Raw genomic sequence first — 19,660 nt, 5'->3', positions numbered from 1 at the left:
GTTTAAAAATTTCAATTTCAATTAATTTCTGGCTCTATAATTTGATAATTTCCACTAAGATGCATTAAACTAAATAGATACATCAAACCATCATAATAAGGGTCAAAATAGCCATCTTCATAAGGTTCTAGTTTAGCGTTCCAAATAGCGTGAACAAAATCAAGATTGCCTTTCTTATGATTCACTAACGAAGCTGTTGCCGCCGTTGATATTAAACCAATTGAATGTCTTAACTTTTTTACAGGTCCTGCTTGCAGAATAAAATCCGGTGTAGAACCATCTAAATTATATTGATCTACATAGGTTTCCATACCTTTAGACCTTAAAAAGTCTTGAAATCTCTTAGCATAATCTTCCTGCCATTTTTTATCTTTTCCATACCAGGTATAATCCATCGCAATATTCATTGGAACACGCCAGAAATCATAACGAAAAGCTGCCGGCATCCATCGAGTGGAATGTGGTTCTCCATTAAACTCAGTATAATCAGCATTTAAACCCGTTACAGGATGACAGGCTTTATGCAAAAAATTACGAGAAACATTGGCACATTCTTTATAAAATTCTTCGTGACCATCATTAGCATACAATGCCCAAACTTCATAAAAAGCAGGCAGATGATAAGAAGGATCAGTCCAATTGTAACTTCCCCCTTCAGGAACAAAAGTTATTTGCTTGTGCTCCGTATTAATCAGATTATATACATTATCAGTACCATCTTTTTTCCACATGGCATCTAATATTCTTCGAGCTTCTTTATAATAATCAATACCCGTATTGTTACCCCATTTGTTAGAAGCAAATAGTAAACTGGTTATATAATATATTTCCCCATCAGAAGCTGAATTCTGCGAATTCTTTTTCTTGGTAATAGGATCAACACTCCATGCAAAGTAACCTTCTCTTGATCCACTTTGATGCTGCATGTATTTTACTGACCAACGCCAAAGACGATCAAAAACCTCTTTTTTATCCAATTGAACTGCGACCATCATACCATACGACATGCCTTCGGTACGTGCATCTTTGTTTTTAACATCAGAAACATAACCTAAAGAATCTCCTTCTTCAAAATAAACACGATTTGGACCTTCAAAAATATCATAATAAGCTTTAGCTAATTTCTGGTCTATTTCCACCTGACTATAACCTGCCTCTTTAAAAAGATTACGATATTGAGCTGTTTTGAATGCTGATTTTTCGGTTTTATTTTTGCTTTGGCTTATAGCCAAAACTGGAACAATCAAAATAAGAATCAGTACAAAAATTTGGATAATTCGATGATAATCCTGCTTATAAAATTTATTTATAATCATACTTATTTTTATTTAATTCTGAACCAATCAAAATCTACATATCCACCAGTATTTTTTGTAGCATAATTAAATAAGCCAAAACGGTATCCCATAAAATGAGGAAGCGTGTAAGGTAATTTTATAGTGTTTCCAATAGGAATCCATTCTTTTCCGTCCAAACTGTAATAGAATTTTCCTGTATCTGCTCTATCTTTAAAATCGCATTCTGCCTTAAAATATACTTTGTCTTGATTTAAAGCTACACTTGCAATTTCTTTTGGAAGTCCTTTTACAGCATCAATCATTACAATTTTTTTAGAGCCGTTTTCAATTTTTACAGCTATCAATCCATATTCCTTTTGTAACAAAGAAAGTCCTGCCATGTCTCCTTCTTTCATTTTAGCTATTTCAAGCATCGTTGAAGCCGAACTTTCAGGTCCAAAAGTTCTTTGCGTCAACGTATTTTTAGCCTGAACAAAACTGCTGTCTATTCTGGCTGTTTTTAATCTTAAAAAACCTTTCCTCTCTCTAACAGACCAAAGGGAATTGTCTGGATTATGATTCCATTGCCAAACTAAAGGCAAATCTTGATCACTTTTTTTACGTGTAAACTCATCTGAATTTACAATTCCAGGAATTAATCCTTTGCTTGGTGGTAAATCTAAATATTCAGGAACTTTTCCATTCACGCCTAATATTGGCCAATCATCTTCCCATTTAACAGGAACTAAATAAGGAATACGTCCTACACCTCCGGCATCTTTGAATAAATAAGAAAACCATCTGCCATCCGGAGTGTCAATAAGTCCTCCTTGTGCAACACCCTGATCTTGCAATCCCACTCTTCCTTCCCAAGGGCCATTGATATTATTGGCACGATGAATAACTACAGTACGCATTCCTCCTCTTGGCCAGTTGATATTAAATAAATAATATTTCCCATTAATTTTAAAAAGTTGGGAACCTTCAGACTGCAACATTATATTGTTTCCAGCAGGAGCACTTGCATTTTCTATTAAGACTCTTTTGGTTTCTTCTTTTACGCCTGAAAGATCCTTGTTTAGCTCTATAATTTGAAGTTTTCCTGCTCCCCAAACCATATACACTTTTCCATCATCATCAAAAAGAATGGAGTGATCGTGGTATGAATTATTTAATACAATTTTTTTCCAAGGTCCTTTTTCTATGTTTTTTGTTGAATAAATATATGTTTTACCCGTGGTTCCTGAAAAAGTGCTTACATAATAAATTCCTTCATGAAAACTCAAACAGCTAGCCCATGAACCTCTGCCATAATCATTTTTTCCATTGTCTAAATTGAGTCTATCATTATCATCCTCTAATGTTTCGTAAGCATAATTAACCAGTTTCCAATTGACTAAATCAGTAGATTTCATAATTGGAACTCCTGGATTAACGTGCATTGTAGTACTGCTCATGTAGTACGTATCACCTACTCGAATCATTGATAAATCAGGAACATCTGCATGAATCAATGGATTTTTAGCTTTATTTTCCTGCGCATAATTAGTAGTAATTGTTAAACCAACTAGCAAAACAATATAAAAAAAGGTATCTCTTATTTTCATGTCAATTTTTATTTTAAAGCTTTTACACCTTCAGTAGTTTGTACTATTTTTTGAATAGTTCCATCCTCATTATAATACATATAATCTACACATACAGAGCGTCTGTAACTTCCTCCTGTAGGCAAAGCTCCGTTATGGTAAAAAAAGTATGAGTTTCCTTTATAATCAATAATTCCTGGATGTGTAGTAAAACTGTTAGTTACATTTTCCTGAATAATACCCTGGTATGTCCATGGTCCAGCTGGATTTGTAGCAGTACAATATTCTATCATTTCTGGTTTTGTACCTGCACTAGCATAAACTAAATAATAAAGTCCCTTTCTCTTATAAACCCACGGTCCTTCGATAAAGTTTTTTGGCTTAAAAGTGGTGATTGGACCATCCATTTCAATCATGTTGTCTTTCAGTTTTACCCATTTACAGCTTCCATTACCCCAAAACATATAAGCTTGTCCATCATCGTCCACAAATACAGTAGGATCAATATCATCCCAAGCATGCGGTAAATCTTTAGTCATTTCATTAATTACAAGAGCTTTACCAATGGCATCTTTAAAAGGACCTGTAGGGGTATCTGAAACAGCAACACCTATAGCAGCTCCGCCTCCACTAACTCCATCTTTTTTATGAAACGTAGAAACAAACCAGTAAAACTTACCATTTCTCTCGATACACTGTGCGGCATAAGCATCTCCAGTAGCCCATGAGAAAGTGCTTGGGGAAAGTGGTGCTCCGTGATCTTTCCAAGTGGCCATATCGGTTGTAGAAAAAACATGCCAATCGGCCATTTTATAATTAGTATCTGCTTCTGTAGCAACATCATGACCTGTGTATAAAAACAGCGTATCTTTATGTACTATAGGTGAAGGATCAGCAGTAAAAATGTGTTTTATAATGGGATTTTGAGCTGCAATATCGATCATCGACAAACAACAAAATGCCAATAGAATCCTAGTATTCAATTTCATATTTATATTTTTTTGGTTGGTTATTTTAATTCTTGGATAATAGAATTATCTGTTTTATTTCATTTCAAATTCAGTTTATTTACTTTTTTACCACTACTTTCTTACCTGTATATTTTATTGTTTTTACTACACCATTATTTTCATTCCCTGATATCCATTTAATATTCATTGTGTAAGTAGTGGTTTGATCTTTATAATTTCCTATTTGATTTGCCAGAGTTAGGGTTTGATTTTTTTCGTTCCAAATAATAACAATCTCACTATATTTTCCTTTTTCATAATTGTAATTGTCTCCTTCATCATTGTAAAGTGTAAACGTAGCATCTTTACCCGTATATATACGGATTTCTAGTTCATCCTGCTTAGCTTGAGTACTCTGAATTACATTCCCCATAGGAACAATTGAACCTTCTTTTACAAAAACTGGAATTTTATCTAATGGAGCTGCTGTAGCTATAGTTTGTCCACCTTCAAATCGTTTTCCTGTCCAAAAATCAAACCATGCATTTTCTTTTGGTAAATAAACATTCCACTCCGTAACATTAGCTGCTGTTACTGGAGCAATCAAAAATGCTTTTCCAAACATATATTGATAGGCTTGACTTACAGCAGTGGTATCCTTATTGAAATCCATAATTAATGGTCTCATTAAAGTGGAATTATTTTTAGAAATTTGCCAGGCTTCTGAATAGATATAAGGCAATAATTGGTATCTAAGATTCATCATAGAACGCATATTATTTTCTACTTTTTCTCCATATTTCCAAGGTTCTGTTTCTGTTTGATAACCGTGCATACGGAATATGGGATTAAAAACAGCCCATTGAAACCAACGAGTCAATATTTGATGATACTTTTCATCCTTATATTGTCCTGAACCCGGACGAAAAAAACCTCCAATATCAGTAGTCCAATAAGGCATTCCAGTAAGATTATAATTTAATCCTGCTACTATTTGGCGTTTATAAGTATCCCAATCCCATCCAATATCTCCTGACCAATTGATTGTAGCATAACGTTGCTGTCCTAAAAATGCTGAACGAGTAAGAATGGTGACTCTTTTTTCTGGATTAGTAATTCTTTGTCCTTCATAAACCGCTTTACTAACAAATAAAGGATAAGTCAATCGGTAAAAATCGCCTAAACCAAAATAAGTTTGTTTGCCTTTTAGCGCATCATTTTCGGGTTCCGTTGCATCCATCCACCAAGAATCTACTCCAAGAGTAAATAAATTTTTATTCAGTGCATTCCAGTGCGTTTTTTGGGTTTCCGGATTATAAATATCGATCCAGGGACTATTAGGAATAAATAAATTTTTCATCACATATTCCTTACCAATTTCAGATTCTTTATTTAGATTTTCCCAAACAGAAACAGAAAAATGAGCATTCAAGTAATGAATTTCTTTTATAAATTTTTCAGGTTCTGGATAATGCGTTTCATCAAATTTTGGTACTCCCCAACCATATTTACCCCAATATTGCCAGTCTTGTACAATTACATCTACAGGCAAATTGCGTTTTCTAAATTCTTTAATTGTAGAAACCAAATGTTCACCAGAAGTATATCGCTCACGACATTGCCAAAACCCAAATGCCCATTTAGGAAGCATGGGAACATTACCAGTTAAATTGCGGTAATTAGCTATAATTTCGTCAGTATCATTTCCTGCAAAAACTACATAATCAAGTGATTTAGCATTTGGTGAATTAAAAACTGTTTCATCATTAGAAAGTTTTAAGCCAAGAGAAGGCGTATTACTCGATTTGCAAACTACTTTTACCGTATGCTCTCCTGCTTTTAACTGAACTAATTTACTCACTGCTGGCGGCAGCCATAAATTAGATTGATTGATTACATCGATACCATCAATAAGTACTAAATGACGACTATCCATATCTCCAAGATCCAGCATCAATGAATATTCACCGTCTTTAGCTACTGAAAAACTCCCAGAATAAACGGATTGCTGTTGTGATACTTTTTGTGTACCTGAAGTAGTTGTCACTTCCACTTCTCTTTTTTCTCCTTCGTTTACGGCATTTTTAACCAAAGTAATATTTTGATTGGTTGGATTAAAATAAGTCAAACCGTATTGATGCCACAACAATCCATATCCTTTATTAGATACTAAAAATGGAATTGCAATTTGTGTATTGACTTGAATTAATTTTCGGGTTGTATTTTTTAAATTATAAAAACCATCCTGAAACTGTCCTAACCCAAACAAGTATTCATCCTGAGGAGATTCAAAACCTTGTTCAGCTACAAAACAAGGTTCTCCCATAATAGTAATTGGTTTCATTAATCGGGTATTTGCTTTTTCACTAAGAAATACTTTTCCTGATTTATCACTATATTGAAGCACTCCTGTTTTCTTATCAAACGCAACTGTCATTGTATTTGTGCTAAGTTTTAAGCTATTTGCTGTTTCTTTCAATCCAAAGCTGGGTACATTCGGTTTATTAATCAAAACGAATTCCTGCGCTTCTTTTACATTTTCTATTTGATATTGTACCCGTATTGATTTTTCGTTAAGAGGAATTATATTTAATATTCCATCTGACAAATCAATAGATAATCTATCCTTAGTTAAAACGTGCTTTTTATACTGCTGTGCACTAATTGAAGCACTCAGCAAGCCTAAAAATAAAATGTAAATGAATCTTTGCATATTAATGATTTTAAATAACTGCATTAAATATAAATTCTAATTCTTACTAATCTTCGATATCTCAAGCATCTTTGATGCATATCGTTTTCCTAACATTCTGTATCCTTCGGCTGTAAAATGAAGATTATCTGCAGCATCTGGACATCCGCTAGAAGAAATCACATAAGAATTTGGAATTGTTTGTGGCAAAGTGGCAATAATTTTATTCATACTCGCACATATTCCATTTTGGTCTGCATGAACTACTTCTCCTGCCAGTAAAGGCGTAGATTCAGCCTTAAGATTTAAATCTTTCAATAAATTATCATACACTACTTTTACCTTTTTTGTCCAAAGTGTATCATTTGTATTGGATTCTCCCTGATGCAATAATATCCCTTTTATCACTCCGTCTTTCTGAGCAATTTTAGCCATTTCTACCAATCGTCCATACGGATTTCCATCATATTGTGCTACCGTTGATTTCAGCCATTGTGGTGCAGCACTCACATAAGTTTCATAATTATCTTTGTCGAAAAGTTCAATTTTACATCCTCCAACAGCTACATTAATGACACCAACTTTTACATCTTCAGGAAGATTTGCAATCATTTCTCTTCCAAAATAATCTGCTGGGGTAAGTCCTGTAGTACAACGACTCAACGGTGGAACTGCCGTGTACCATTGTCCTTTTTTTCTATTTAAATTATCACAATCTACTGCTTCTAAAACCTGAAAACGCTTATTTACTACTGTATCCTGAGGTTCAATTTTAGCACTTCCTTCCATATTAGACTGCCCCAAACAGAGATAGATATGGAATTTAGGATTCTGTGCAAATGTATTTGTTCCAAAAAACAATAGTGACACAGCAAAAAGTAGATTTAAGTTTTTTTTCATTTCAGTTCTATTTTAGATTTTATAAAATTATTTTTATTTACTAACTAATGTGTAAACACTTCCTTTTTTTGTTGCAATATCAACTAAAACGGTAGGCTTAAGTTCAAGTGGTTTTATATTTGATTTTTCAGATATAATGGCTCCTGCCGTTTCGTCAACAAAGTAAAAAGGATTCGGATTTTCTCCTTTTGCAATTGCCAATTCAGCACCTGATTTTTGTTTCATATCATTTGGTAAACGCAATCTTAAATTCCCACCTAATGTTGATTTTACAACTAATTTAGTAAGTTTCGAATTCTTCCATTTCAATTCAACAACTTCAAAACCACCTCTGGCGCATATGCCTTCAATAGTTCCTTCTGACCAAACATCAGGTAATGCTGGAAGCAAATGAATCGCTCCATCCGAACTTTGAACTAACATTTCTGTAATTCCCGAAGTACATCCAAAATTTCCATCAATTTGAAATGGAGGATGCGCATCAAAAAGATTATTATAAGTGCCCCCTCCTCCTTTGTTTACTCCTAAAGGTGTTAGCTGATTTTTAATAAGTGAGTAAGCATGATTTCCATCTTGCAATTTTGCCCACCAGTTAATTTTCCAGCCCATACTCCAACCTGTGGAAACATCGCCACGCTGAAGCAATGTATTTTTTGAAGCAGCAAATAATTCAGGTGTTCTATATGCAGAAATTTGATTAGAAGGAAATAATCCATAAAGATGAGATACATGTCGGTGATTGTCTTTAGGATCATCAATATCATCCAACCATTCTTGAAGCTGATTGTGTTTTCCCACATGCATAGGAGCCAATCGACTGCGTAACTGTTTCAGCGTATCTATTAAAGCAGGATCTTCTTTTAAAATTTGTGCTGCCCGAATTGTAGTTGAAAAAACATCATAAACAATTTGGTTATCCATTGTTGTTCCTGCATCAAGCGATGAACCATTATGAGCTTGCGGAGCATTTTCCGGAGAATTCCCTGGATTGACAACCATCCATTTGTATTTAGGATGTTCTACCAGAAAATCTACATAAAATAAAGCTGCTCCTTTTAGTACAGGATATATAGATACTAAATATTTTTTACCTCCTTTATAAAGATAATGTTCCCATAAATGCTGACTCGCCCATCCGCCTCCTGCGGTCCATAATCCCCAGAACGCACCATCTACTGCACCCGTAGCACGCCAAATATCAGTATTATGATGTGCCATCCATCCTCTTGCACCATACATAGTTTTAGCTGTTTCTTGTCCCGTAACCGCCAAATCTTTTACCATTTCTAAAAAAGGCTGATGCAACTCTGAAAGATTAGTTTTTTCAGCAGGCCAATAATTCATTTCAGCATTGATATTAATAGTGTATTTACTATCCCAGGCTGCATTAAGGCTGTTATTCCAAATTCCCTGTAAATTAGCTGGTTGTCCTCCAGGTTGTGAAGAGGATATCAATAAATAGCGGCCATACTGATAATATAATGCTACAAATTGGGGATCATTTGTATTTCTAAAATTTTTCAAACGCTCATCTGTTGGCAAATCAGCTGCCGGAGTTGTTCCTAAATCTAATTTAACCCTATTGAAATATTTTTGATAAGCTGCAATATGTTTCTTTTTAATGGTTTCATAAGATTTTCCATAGGCTGCATTCATATAATCAGCAGCACGTTTCACTTCATTTCCACTTACATCATTATAATTACTAAAATTAGTTGCTATCGATATAAAAATAGTAGCAGCATTGGCATTTTTTACAATAAGTGAATGATCAGTTTGTTCTAATTTTCCATTATCTAATTTTATACGGCTTATACCTTTAAAATTTACCAAACTTTTTACTCCTTCATGATCACTGGTTATACCTGTAATTTCAAGATCTTTTGAATTGCTTATTGAAAAAATTTTAATTTTATGAGGGGAAGTATAATTAGCCGTGAATGAAATACTTCCTTTTTTATTTGCTGTAAGATGAATTACAATCACTCTTTCTGAAAATGAAACAAAAGCTTCTCTTGTATAAGTTACACCATCAACTTCATAACTGGTTTTTGAAATTGCATTTTCTATATCAAGTTCTCTCCTATAATTAGAATATTTATCGTGTCCTTCAAAATCCAAATTGAGACTTCCTACAGGCTGAAAAATTTGTCCATGAGATTTTTTTGAAATGAAAGTCTGGTTTGCTAATTTTTCAGCATCCTTATGTTTTCCATCAAAAATCATCTTTCTAATTTCAGGTAAAGCAGCTAAAGCATTTGGATTATCATTTCTATTCGGTCCACCACTCCATACTGTATTTTCATTTAACTGGATAATTTCATGCTCAACATTTCCATAAACCATAGCACCTAGAAAACCATTACCAATAGGCAAAGCATTTTCCCAAGTTTTCCCTGAAGGTTGATTATACCAAAGTTTAAGGTTTTGACTGGTTTGAGAATACCCCATTGAGAAACCTAAAAATAAGTATATAAAAAAATATTTTTTCATTCTATAAATTGATATGATTCTTAATTATCTAAATATTCTGAAATTAATTATAATTTTTATTTATGTGTCCAAACTACACTTAAAAAAAAGAGTAAAAAAACCCATTGATTTTTATGTTCTTTTAGAAAGTGAATAAATCGTATTTTGGAAACCTAAATAAAGAATATAACCTCTTATTTAAACAACAGCTATTCTTGTATTTTTATTAATATCAAGAATACTGAAAATTCAACTTTACAAATATATAAAAATTACACAATCGGTTGCTTTTTATTTATTATTTTATTTTTAAAAAAAATACATTGCATTTTTTACTCATTTCATTACTTATTAACAAACATTTAGAATAATTGATTATAGATAAAGAAACTATTAAAATTATGAGTCATATAAAACAATATTGTTGTCTGCTTTAATAAAGAATTTAATAATAAAAGAAATTACCATTTGAGAAATGATAATCTTTCCAAAACAATAACTTTAACAAACAGTTCAGAATGATAATGATATTCATCGAATTAAACGAAAGTGTAAAATAAATCTATAAAAAACTAAACAGGCTTTCTTAGTCCTAAAATCAAAAAACAGGAAATCTTCTCGATTTCCTGTTTTTTTCTAAACTAATTTTTATTGTAGAAAAACTTTTAAATTCCCGCAATCACTTTAATTTCGTCAATAATTCGCAATGCTAAAACGTCTGCTTTTTCTTGTGAAGCTGCTTCCGTGTAAATACGAATAATCGGTTCTGTATTGGATTTTCTTAAATGAACCCATTCTTCTGCAAAGTCAATTTTCACTCCGTCAATCGTAGTAATATCTTCGTTTTTGTACTTTTCAGTCATTGCAACTAAAATTGCATCTACATCAATTTGCGGAGTCAATTCTATTTTGTTTTTACTCATATAATATTCCGGATACGAAGCACGCAAAGCCGAAACACTCATTTTCTTGTTAGCCAAATGTGTTAAAAACAAAGCAACTCCTACCAAACTGTCTCTTCCGTAATGCAATTCAGGATAGATGATTCCACCGTTTCCTTCTCCCCCAATAATGGCATTATTTTTCTTCATCAATTCTACCACATTCACTTCTCCTACAGCACTGGCTTCGTAACTTCCGTTATGTGTATTTGTTACATCGCGTAAAGCACGAGATGATGACATATTAGAAACGGTGTTTCCTTGTGTTTTACTCAAAACATAATCAGCACAAACTACTAAAGTATATTCTTCGCCAAACATTTCTCCGTTTTCACAAATGAAAGCCAAACGATCTACATCGGGATCAACCACAACTCCAAAATCGGCTTTTTCTTTAACCACTAATTCTGAAATATCAGTCAGATGTTCTTTTAAAGGTTCTGGATTGTGAGGAAAATGTCCGTTAGGTTCGCAATATAATTTTACCACTTCCACGCCCATTAATTCTAACAATTTAGGAATAATAATCCCTCCCGAAGAATTCACAGCATCCACAACCACTTTAAATTTAGCCGCTTTTACCGCTTCAATATCTACCAAAGGCAAATTCAACACCTCGTCAATATGAATGTCCATGTAAGCATCATTTTGAATCACTTCACCTAAACTATCCACATCTGAAAAATCAAATGCTTCCGCTTCGGCAATTTGAAGAATTTTTTCTCCTTCAACACCATTCAGAAATTCTCCTTTTTCATTCAGTAACTTTAAGGCATTCCATTGTTTTGGATTGTGTGATGCAGTCAAAATAATTCCGCCATCAGCTTTTTCTAAAGGAACAGCAACTTCAACTGTAGGTGTAGTCGAAAGACCTAAATCAATCACATCAATTCCTAAACCTAATAAAGTATTTACTACCAAATTATGAATCATCGGCCCTGAAATTCTGGCATCACGACCCACAACAACTTTAAGTTTACTTCCCTCTACAAGCTTCCCTCTTCCTTCTTTTAAAAATGTTCCATAAGCCGAAGCAAATTTTACTGCATCCACCGGAGTCAGGTTATCTCCTACTTTTCCACCAATGGTTCCACGAATTCCTGATATCGATTTTATTAATGTCATCCTTGTTATCTTTAATTTTTAAAGTAAAATAATATAAATTGCTCACAAATATAATAATTGACTGCTTATAAAAGTCATTTAGATTTCATATTTTAGACGAATGAACTTTCTAGCACACATCTACCTTTCTGGAGACAATGATTTGATAAAAATTGGCAACTTTATGGCCGATGGAATCCGTGGGAAACAATTTGAAAATTTCCCGGAAGAAATCCAAAAAGGAATTATTTTGCATAGAGCTATCGATACCTATACCGATGCACATCCCGTTTTTAGAGAGAGTACAAAGCGTTTACACGAACGCTATCATCATTATGCGGGTGTAATTGTAGATATTTTTTATGATCACTTTTTAGCAAAAAACTGGGAGCAATATTCGAATGAAAATCTGGAAGACTTTATTGATCGTTTTTACCAATCCTTGCATACAAATCATGACTTAGTTAGCGAAAAAACCAAAAACATGCTTCCATACATGGAAAAACAAAATTGGTTGTTGAGTTACCAAACTATCGATGGAATCAGTCAAATTCTAACCCAAATGGATCGTCGTACAAAAAATGAATCTAAAATGCGATTTGCTTCTGAAGAACTAAAAACGTTCTACATTGAATTTGAAAAAGAATTCACTTTGTTTTTTGAAGATTTACAATTGCATGCACAAGAAAAATTAAAAACATTATAAATTCTCTAATCTAATTCGAATATGAGTTTTATCAGTGCGTTAGAAACTGCTTTTCAAGAAAACAGCAATGCTGAAAATGCTTTTGCCATGTCAAAATACATGAAAGACAAATTCCCTTTTTACGGTATTAAAACTACGGAAAGAAGGAATGTTTTTAAAACTATTTGGAAACAAAACCAACAAGAAGTTGCTAAAAATGCCAGAGCAATTGCTTTTGAACTTTACGCAAAAGAACAGCGGGAATTGCATTATTGTGCGATTGAAATTCTCATAAAAGAGCTCAAGGGAAATTATAAAAAAGACGAAATCGAATTTATTGAAAAACTCATTATTACAAATTCCTGGTGGGACAGTGTGGATACCATTTCTAAATATATTTTAGGAGAATATTTATTAGAACATCCACAGGAAATAGAAAATACTATAGAACGTTTTTCAAATTCTAATAATCTATGGCTCAACCGAAGTGCCATTTTATTTCAATTAGGCTACAAAAAACAAACAGATTTTGAATTACTAAAAGCAATTTGTATTCAACATCAATCTTCTACGGAATTTTTTATTCAAAAAGCAATTGGTTGGGCTTTACGAGAATATGCAAAAACAAATTCTGAGGCCGTGAAAAATTTTGTTTTAGTTAATAACTTAAAGCCTTTAAGCCGAAAAGAAGCCCTCAAAAATTTATCTTTTGCTTAAAATAATAGTAATTTTGACCTCTTAAAACAGCAAAATGTTCAAAAAATATATTTCTAAATTAGACACTATCATAGTATGGGCACAATCCATTTTGACTGGAAAACAGTTTATTTTTCTATCCAGTGTTTTAGTAGGTATTAGTGCTGCATTTGCCGTAATTATTTTAAAATCATTTGCCCACTGGGTTTTTTCTTTTGCTACTTATATTAATGGAATTCTAAAACTAAGTTTTATCAATAGTATTCTACCTATTGCAGGACTTTTGCTAACCGTTTTTGTCATCAAAAAAGTATTAGGAGGTAGTATAGAAAAAGGAACTTCTCAAATTTTATATGCCGTTGCCAAAAAAGCCAGTATCATTCCAGAAAAGCAAATGTATGCTCATATTATTACCAGTTCCTTAACGGTTGGTTTAGGTGGTTCTGCAGGTTTAGAAAGCCCAATTGTGGTTACTGGTGCTGCATTTGGTTCTAATTATGCTCAAAAATACAAGTTAAGTTATAAAGACCGAACACTTCTCATTGGTTGTGGCGTTTCTGCAGGAATTGGAGCTGCTTTTAATGCCCCTATTGCTGGAGTTTTATTTGCTATTGAATTTTTATTGGTGGATGTAAGCATCTCTGCTTTTACTCCCATTATGATTTCGGCCGCTACAGGTGCCATTGTATCAGCCATTACCTTAGACGAAACCGTTTTATTAAATTTTAAACAACAAGAGGTTTTTAAATATCATAATATTCCATTTTATGTATTACTTGGGGTTTTGACTGGTTTTATATCTGTTTATTATACTCGAAATTTTCAACGAACCGAACACTTTTTTCATCGACTTAAATTAACTCCGTACAAAAAAGCACTATTTGGTGCTTCATTGCTAGCCGTATTAATTTTTATCTTTCCAAAACTGTTTGGAGAAGGATATGAAAGTATCAAAATCTTAGCCGAAAGTCATCCCGAAGAAATCCTTGAAAATACGCTGTTTGAAAGCTTTAAAAGCAACCGCTGGGTTTTACTTGCTTTTGTGGCTGCCACTATGATGATAAAAGTTTTTGCCACTGCCATTACTTTAGGCTCTGGAGGAAACGGAGGAAATTTTGCCCCTTCCCTTTTTGTTGGTTCTTATTTGGGTTTTGTATTTTCTAAACTCATTAATTTTACAGGATTATCACATTTACCTGTGAGTAATTTTACAATGGTAGGTATGGCAGGAATCTTAAGCGGATTGTTTCATGCACCGCTAACCGCTATTTTCCTTATTGCTGAAATTACAGGCGGTTACAGCCTAATGGTTCCACTAATGATTGTGGCTTCTATTAGTTTCGCAATTTCAAAACAATTTGAAAAACATTCCATGGATGTGAAAAACCTTGCTCAAAAAGGACACGTTTTTACTAATAATAAAGATACCAATGTCCTTTCGACCTTAAATATTCATTCCATCATTCAAACGGATTATTTCACGCTTACACCTGACGAAAATTTAGAACATTTAGTCGACTTAATTTCTCATTCTAATCAAGTTATTTTCGCAGTAGTGGACAAGGAAAATCACATGCTTGGTGTAGTTCATTTTAATAATATTCGAGAAATTATTTTTAACAATTATAGAGTAAAATATACTTTGGTTAAAGAAATCATGGCTACTCCAAACGAAGTGATTTATCCTTTTAATACTATGGAAACCGTTATGGATAAATTTGAACGTTCTAAAATGGCTTTTCTTCCAGTTATCAAAGATGAAAAATATTATGGATTCATCTCTAAATCTGTTGCACTTGAAGCCTATCGTGCCAAATTGAAATCGATGACTATTGAATAAAAATTTCACAGAGATTCGCTAAGATGATACAGAGATACACAAAATTTTTCTTGAAAACCCAACAAATATTTTGAATTAACATAGTAAATTACTGCAAAATAGCTCTTTTATCGAAAATTCTCTGAGATACTCTGTGTTAACTTTGCGAATCTCTGCGAAACAAATAGTAACTTTGCTTTTTTGCTAAAATTATGTTAGAAAAAGACAATACTATTGAAGTTCTTGGTGCACGCGTTCACAATCTAAAAAATATAGACATTTCGATTCCGAGGGAAAAACTAGTGGTTATTACTGGTCTTTCTGGCTCTGGAAAATCTTCTTTGGCTTTCGACACTATTTATGCCGAAGGACAACGTCGTTATGTGGAAACTTTTTCGGCTTATGCCCGACAATTTCTAGGAGGTTTAGAGCGTCCTGATGTAGATAAAATTGACGGACTATCGCCTGTTATCGCCATTGAACAGAAAACAACCAGTAAAAGTCCGCGTTCTACCGTGGGAACGATTACCGAAATTTACGATTTCCTGCGATTGCTTTATGCCCGTGGCGCCGATGCCTACAGCTACAATACGGGAGAAAAAATGGTTTCATATTCGGATGAGCAAATCAAGGATTTGATTATGCAGGATTTTGCTAATAAACGCATCAATATTCTTGCACCGGTAATTAGAGCGAGAAAAGGACATTATGGCGAATTATTTCAACAAATAATCAAACAAGGCTTCCTGAAAGTACGTGTCAATGGAGATATTCTGGATATTACACCTGGAATGAAATTAGACCGTTATAAAACCCATGATATTGAAATTGTCGTAGATCGAATGCAGATTGAAGATACTGCAGACAATCAAAAACGATTATCCGAAAGCATTAATACCGCTATGCATCATGGCGAAAACGTATTGATGATTTTAGATCAGGATACAAAAGAAGTACGCTATTTCAGTAGAAATTTAATGTGTCCTTCAACCGGTATATCCTACCAGAATCCAGAACCAAATTTATTCTCATTCAACTCGCCAAAAGGCGCTTGCGAACATTGTAACGGATTGGGAACTGTCAATGAAATCAATGTCAAGAAAATCATTCCAAATCCTAAATTATCCATCAAAGCGGGTGGTTTTGCGCCATTAGGCGAATATAAATCGTCCTGGATTTTCAAGCAATTGGAAATTATTGGAGAAAAATATGGTTTTAAAATTACCGATGCCATAGAGAAAATTCCAGCCGAAGCGATGGAAATGATTTTAAATGGCGGTAAAGAAAAGTTCACAATCAACTCAAAAGATTTGGGCGTTGCCCGAGATTACAAAATAGATTTTGAAGGGATTTCGCATTTCATCAAAAACCAACACGACGAAAGCGGTTCTACAACCATAAAACGTTGGGCAAAAGATTTCATGGACGAAATAAAATGTCCTGTTTGTGAAGGTTCCCGTTTGAAAAAAGAAGCACTTTTCTTTAAAATCAACGAGAAAAATATTAGCGAATTATGCAATTTGGATATTTCGGATTTAACAACTTGGTTTCAAGATTTAGACAGTCATTTATCTGATAAACAACGTCGTATCGCTACTGAAGTAATCAAAGAAATCAAAGACCGTTTGAACTTTTTGATGAATGTAGGTTTAGACTATTTGGCTTTAAGCCGAAGCTCAAAATCGCTTTCTGGTGGTGAAGCACAGCGTATAAGGTTGGCGACACAAATTGGTTCACAGCTTGTAGGTGTGCTTTATATTTTAGATGAACCCAGTATCGGTTTGCACCAAAGAGACAATGAAAAACTAATTCATTCCTTGGAGCAATTGCGTGACATTGGCAACTCAGTAATCGTTGTGGAACATGACAAAGACATGATTGAACAAGCCGATTATGTAATTGATATTGGACCAAAAGCAGGGAAATATGGCGGTGAAATTATCAGTAAAGGAACGCCTGCTGAAACTTTGAAATCCAATACTATTACAGCGCAGTATCTCAATGGAAAGATGAAGTTCGAAATTCCAAAAAAACGTCGTGAAGGCAATGGAAAATCTTTAAAATTAAGTGGGGCTACAGGAAACAATCTAAAGAATGTTTCGATAGAAATTCCGCTTGGAAAAATGATTTGCGTGACTGGAGTTTCAGGAAGTGGAAAATCGACTTTAATCAACGAAACGTTGTACCCAATTTTAAACGCCTACTATTTTAACGGCGTAAAAAAACCACAGCCCTACAAAAAAATTGAAGGTTTAGAACATATCGATAAAGTAATTGATATTGACCAAAGCCCTATTGGAAGAACACCTCGTTCCAATCCAGCGACTTATACCGAAGTATTTACCGAAATCAGAAATCTATTCACCATGACTTCCGAAAGTATGATTCGTGGTTACAAAGCCGGTCGTTTTAGTTTTAATGTAAAAGGCGGTCGTTGCGAAACCTGTCAGGGTTCAGGAGTACGAACAATTGAAATGAACTTTTTACCCGATGTCTATGTCGAATGCGAAAGCTGTCAAGGCAAGCGTTTCAATCGTGAAACCCTTGAAATTCGATACAAAGGAAAATCCATTTCGGATGTATTAGACATGACTATTGACGAAGCCGTTCCGTTTTTTGAAAATATTCCAAAAATCTACCGAAAAGTAAAAACTCTGCAAGACGTTGGCTTAGGTTATATCACATTAGGACAACAAAGCACTACCCTTTCTGGTGGTGAGGCGCAACGCATCAAACTGGCAGGAGAATTGTCTAAAAAAGATACCGGAAATACTTTTTATATTCTCGACGAACCTACTACAGGATTGCATTTTGAAGACATCAGGGTATTTATGGAAGTGATTAATAAATTGGTTGACAAAGGAAATACTATCCTAATTATCGAACACAATATGGATGTTATTAAACTTGCAGATTACATTATAGACATTGGCCCTGAAGGCGGAAAAGGTGGCGGAACTGTTGTTGCTAAAGGAACTCCAGAAGAAATTGCAAACAATAAAAAAAGTTATACTGCTAAGTTTTTGAAGAAAGAATTGGTTTAAATATAATCTGCATCAAAACAAATAAAACTACTTTATGATTTCTATTCCTGATTTTCTACATAAAACCAACATACTTGTTTTTAACAAATTAAGTCTAGAAATTAAAAGCGTTTATTTAGAAAAAGAAAGTGCCGATTATAATGCTTGTCAATTATTACTGAATGACAAAAAAATTCTTTTTAGAACTGCTAAAACCACACCAACGAAGATAGGTCAATTTGTTACTTTATGGAAAAGAAGTGTAAATGGTCCTATTGCTCCTTTTGAAATTAAAGATGGTTTTGACTTAGTAATTATCAATACTGAAACTGAAAATTATTTTGGACAATTTGTATTTCCAACTGCTATACTTCTCGAAAAAGCTGTTTTTTCAACTGATTTGAAAGAAGGCAAACGTGCTATTCGTGTTTATCCACCTTGGGATAAGACAACCAGTAAACAAGCTCAAAAAACACAACAATGGCAATTGGAGTATTTTATCGAAATTCCTTTCGAAAAAGATAAAATTCAAAAATTATATCAATTATAAAGCCATAAACGGTTGTCAAAAAAAGCATAAAATTTAAGACTTCTCCCTTTCTAATCTTACAAAAAAAGTTATATTAGCTACTAGCATTTTTTTAAAATTGCTAGAAAGCAGCAGTAACTTTCAGCTCACTGATTATCAATTAACTACTTTAAATATGAGATTAGAAGATTTTGACAATGATGAAGAAAAAATAATCCAAGACCGCTTAAAACAAAAAACATGGAATGAAATTAGAACCAATGATAGTTGGGCAATTTTCAAAATCATGTCGGAATTTGTAAACGGGTATGAAAATATGGGTCGTATTGGTCCTTGTGTTTCTATTTTTGGATCAGCTAGAACAAAACCGGATGACAGGTATTATCAATTAGCCGAAAAAATTGCCTTTAAAATAAGTAAAGCAGGTTACGGCGTTATTACCGGCGGTGGACCTGGAATTATGGAAGCAGGAAATAAAGGAGCACATTTAGGTGGCGGAACTTCGGTAGGATTAAACATCGAATTGCCTTTTGAACAACATTTCAATCCCTATATTGACCACGACAAAAACTTAAATTTCGACTATTTCTTTGTTAGAAAAGTAATGTTTGTAAAATACTCGCAAGGTTTTGTTGTTATGCCTGGAGGTTTTGGAACACTGGACGAAATGTTTGAAGCAATCACATTAATTCAGACCAAAAAAATTGCTCGTTTTCCTATTATTTTAGTTGGAAGCAGTTACTGGTCAGGATTATTAGACTGGATAAAAACCGTTTTGCTTGAACAAGAAAAAACGATAAGTCCTGATGATTTAAAATTGATTAAGATTGTGGACAACGAAGACGAGGTTGTAGATGTTTTAGACAATTTCTACAAGAAATATACTTTGAAACCCAATTTTTAAGAAGCTGTTTTACAGCTTTTTTTTATTTTAATGTATTCTGTAAAATAAAAAAATGTAAATTGAAGTACATTTAAAACCAAAA

Annotated in this window: 13 protein-coding genes; 6 read left to right on the top strand and 7 right to left on the bottom strand. The window is 33.6% G+C overall.

Translation table 11 applies throughout. The features are described 5' to 3' along the window. Nucleotides 1–17 precede the first annotated feature (17 nt). The 7 genes from AAGV33_RS03690 to glmM all read right to left on the bottom strand — a co-directional run bounded on the left by AAGV33_RS03690 (nt 18) and on the right by glmM (nt 11,943). The gene (locus AAGV33_RS03690; RefSeq protein WP_373390599.1) at nt 18–1,316 is read right to left on the bottom strand and encodes a glycosyl hydrolase family 8; all 1,299 of its coding nucleotides are present in this window, start codon (nt 1,314–1,316) and stop codon (nt 18–20) included. 8 nt (nt 1,317–1,324) lie between these two features. Next, on the bottom strand, nt 1,325–2,884 hold the full coding sequence (locus AAGV33_RS03685; protein WP_373390598.1) for a glycoside hydrolase family 43 protein: 1,560 nt from the start codon (nt 2,882–2,884) through the stop codon (nt 1,325–1,327). Nucleotides 2,885–2,892: 8 nt separating this feature from the next. Next, nucleotides 2,893–3,852 carry a glycoside hydrolase family 43 protein gene (locus tag AAGV33_RS03680; protein ID WP_373390597.1) on the bottom strand — a complete coding sequence of 320 codons (960 nt, stop codon included), beginning with the start codon at nt 3,850–3,852 and terminating at the stop codon, nt 2,893–2,895. 79 nt (nt 3,853–3,931) lie between these two features. After that, a complete protein-coding gene (locus AAGV33_RS03675) occupies nt 3,932–6,526 on the bottom strand; it encodes a glycoside hydrolase family 31 protein (protein ID WP_373390596.1) in 2,595 nt (864 codons plus the stop codon). A 36-nt stretch (nt 6,527–6,562) separates the two neighbouring features. Further along, entirely contained in the window at nt 6,563–7,405 is an 843-nt protein-coding gene (locus tag AAGV33_RS03670) for a sialate O-acetylesterase (protein ID WP_373390595.1), read from the bottom strand. Between the two features lie 33 nt (nt 7,406–7,438). Then, nucleotides 7,439–9,898, bottom strand: a complete 2,460-nt coding sequence (locus AAGV33_RS03665) for a glycoside hydrolase family 95 protein (protein ID WP_373390594.1) — start codon at nt 9,896–9,898, stop codon at nt 7,439–7,441. A gap of 644 nt (nt 9,899–10,542) precedes the next feature. Continuing rightward, a complete protein-coding gene (gene glmM / locus AAGV33_RS03660) occupies nt 10,543–11,943 on the bottom strand; it encodes a phosphoglucosamine mutase (RefSeq protein ID WP_373390593.1) in 1,401 nt (466 codons plus the stop codon). A 100-nt stretch (nt 11,944–12,043) separates the two neighbouring features. On the opposite strand from glmM, the gene AAGV33_RS03655 reads away from it, so the two are divergent. The 6 genes from AAGV33_RS03655 to AAGV33_RS03630 all read left to right on the top strand — a co-directional run bounded on the left by AAGV33_RS03655 (nt 12,044) and on the right by AAGV33_RS03630 (nt 19,578). Further along, a complete protein-coding gene (locus tag AAGV33_RS03655) occupies nt 12,044–12,628 on the top strand; it encodes an acyl carrier protein phosphodiesterase (protein WP_373390592.1) in 585 nt (194 codons plus the stop codon). Nucleotides 12,629–12,649: 21 nt separating this feature from the next. Beyond that, nucleotides 12,650–13,324 carry a DNA alkylation repair protein gene (locus tag AAGV33_RS03650; RefSeq protein WP_373390591.1) on the top strand — a complete coding sequence of 225 codons (675 nt, stop codon included), beginning with the start codon at nt 12,650–12,652 and terminating at the stop codon, nt 13,322–13,324. A gap of 34 nt (nt 13,325–13,358) precedes the next feature. Further along, nucleotides 13,359–15,143: a chloride channel protein gene (locus AAGV33_RS03645; RefSeq protein ID WP_373390590.1), complete on the top strand. Its 1,785-nt coding sequence runs from the start codon at nt 13,359–13,361 to the stop codon at nt 15,141–15,143. A gap of 191 nt (nt 15,144–15,334) precedes the next feature. After that, the gene (gene uvrA / locus AAGV33_RS03640) at nt 15,335–18,166 is read left to right on the top strand and encodes an excinuclease ABC subunit UvrA (RefSeq protein WP_373390589.1); all 2,832 of its coding nucleotides are present in this window, start codon (nt 15,335–15,337) and stop codon (nt 18,164–18,166) included. A 34-nt stretch (nt 18,167–18,200) separates the two neighbouring features. Continuing rightward, complete coding sequence (locus AAGV33_RS03635) at nt 18,201–18,695, top strand: MepB family protein (protein ID WP_373390588.1); 495 nt, start codon at nt 18,201–18,203, stop codon at nt 18,693–18,695. Nucleotides 18,696–18,849: 154 nt separating this feature from the next. Continuing rightward, complete coding sequence (locus tag AAGV33_RS03630; protein WP_373390587.1) at nt 18,850–19,578, top strand: LOG family protein; 729 nt, start codon at nt 18,850–18,852, stop codon at nt 19,576–19,578. The last annotated feature ends 82 nt before the right edge of the window (nt 19,579–19,660 follow it).

Origin of the sequence: Flavobacterium magnesitis (assembly GCF_041729735.1) — a bacterium.
Taxonomy (GTDB): domain Bacteria; phylum Bacteroidota; class Bacteroidia; order Flavobacteriales; family Flavobacteriaceae; genus Flavobacterium; species Flavobacterium magnesitis.
This window is presented reverse-complemented; position numbering and strand designations above follow the sequence as displayed.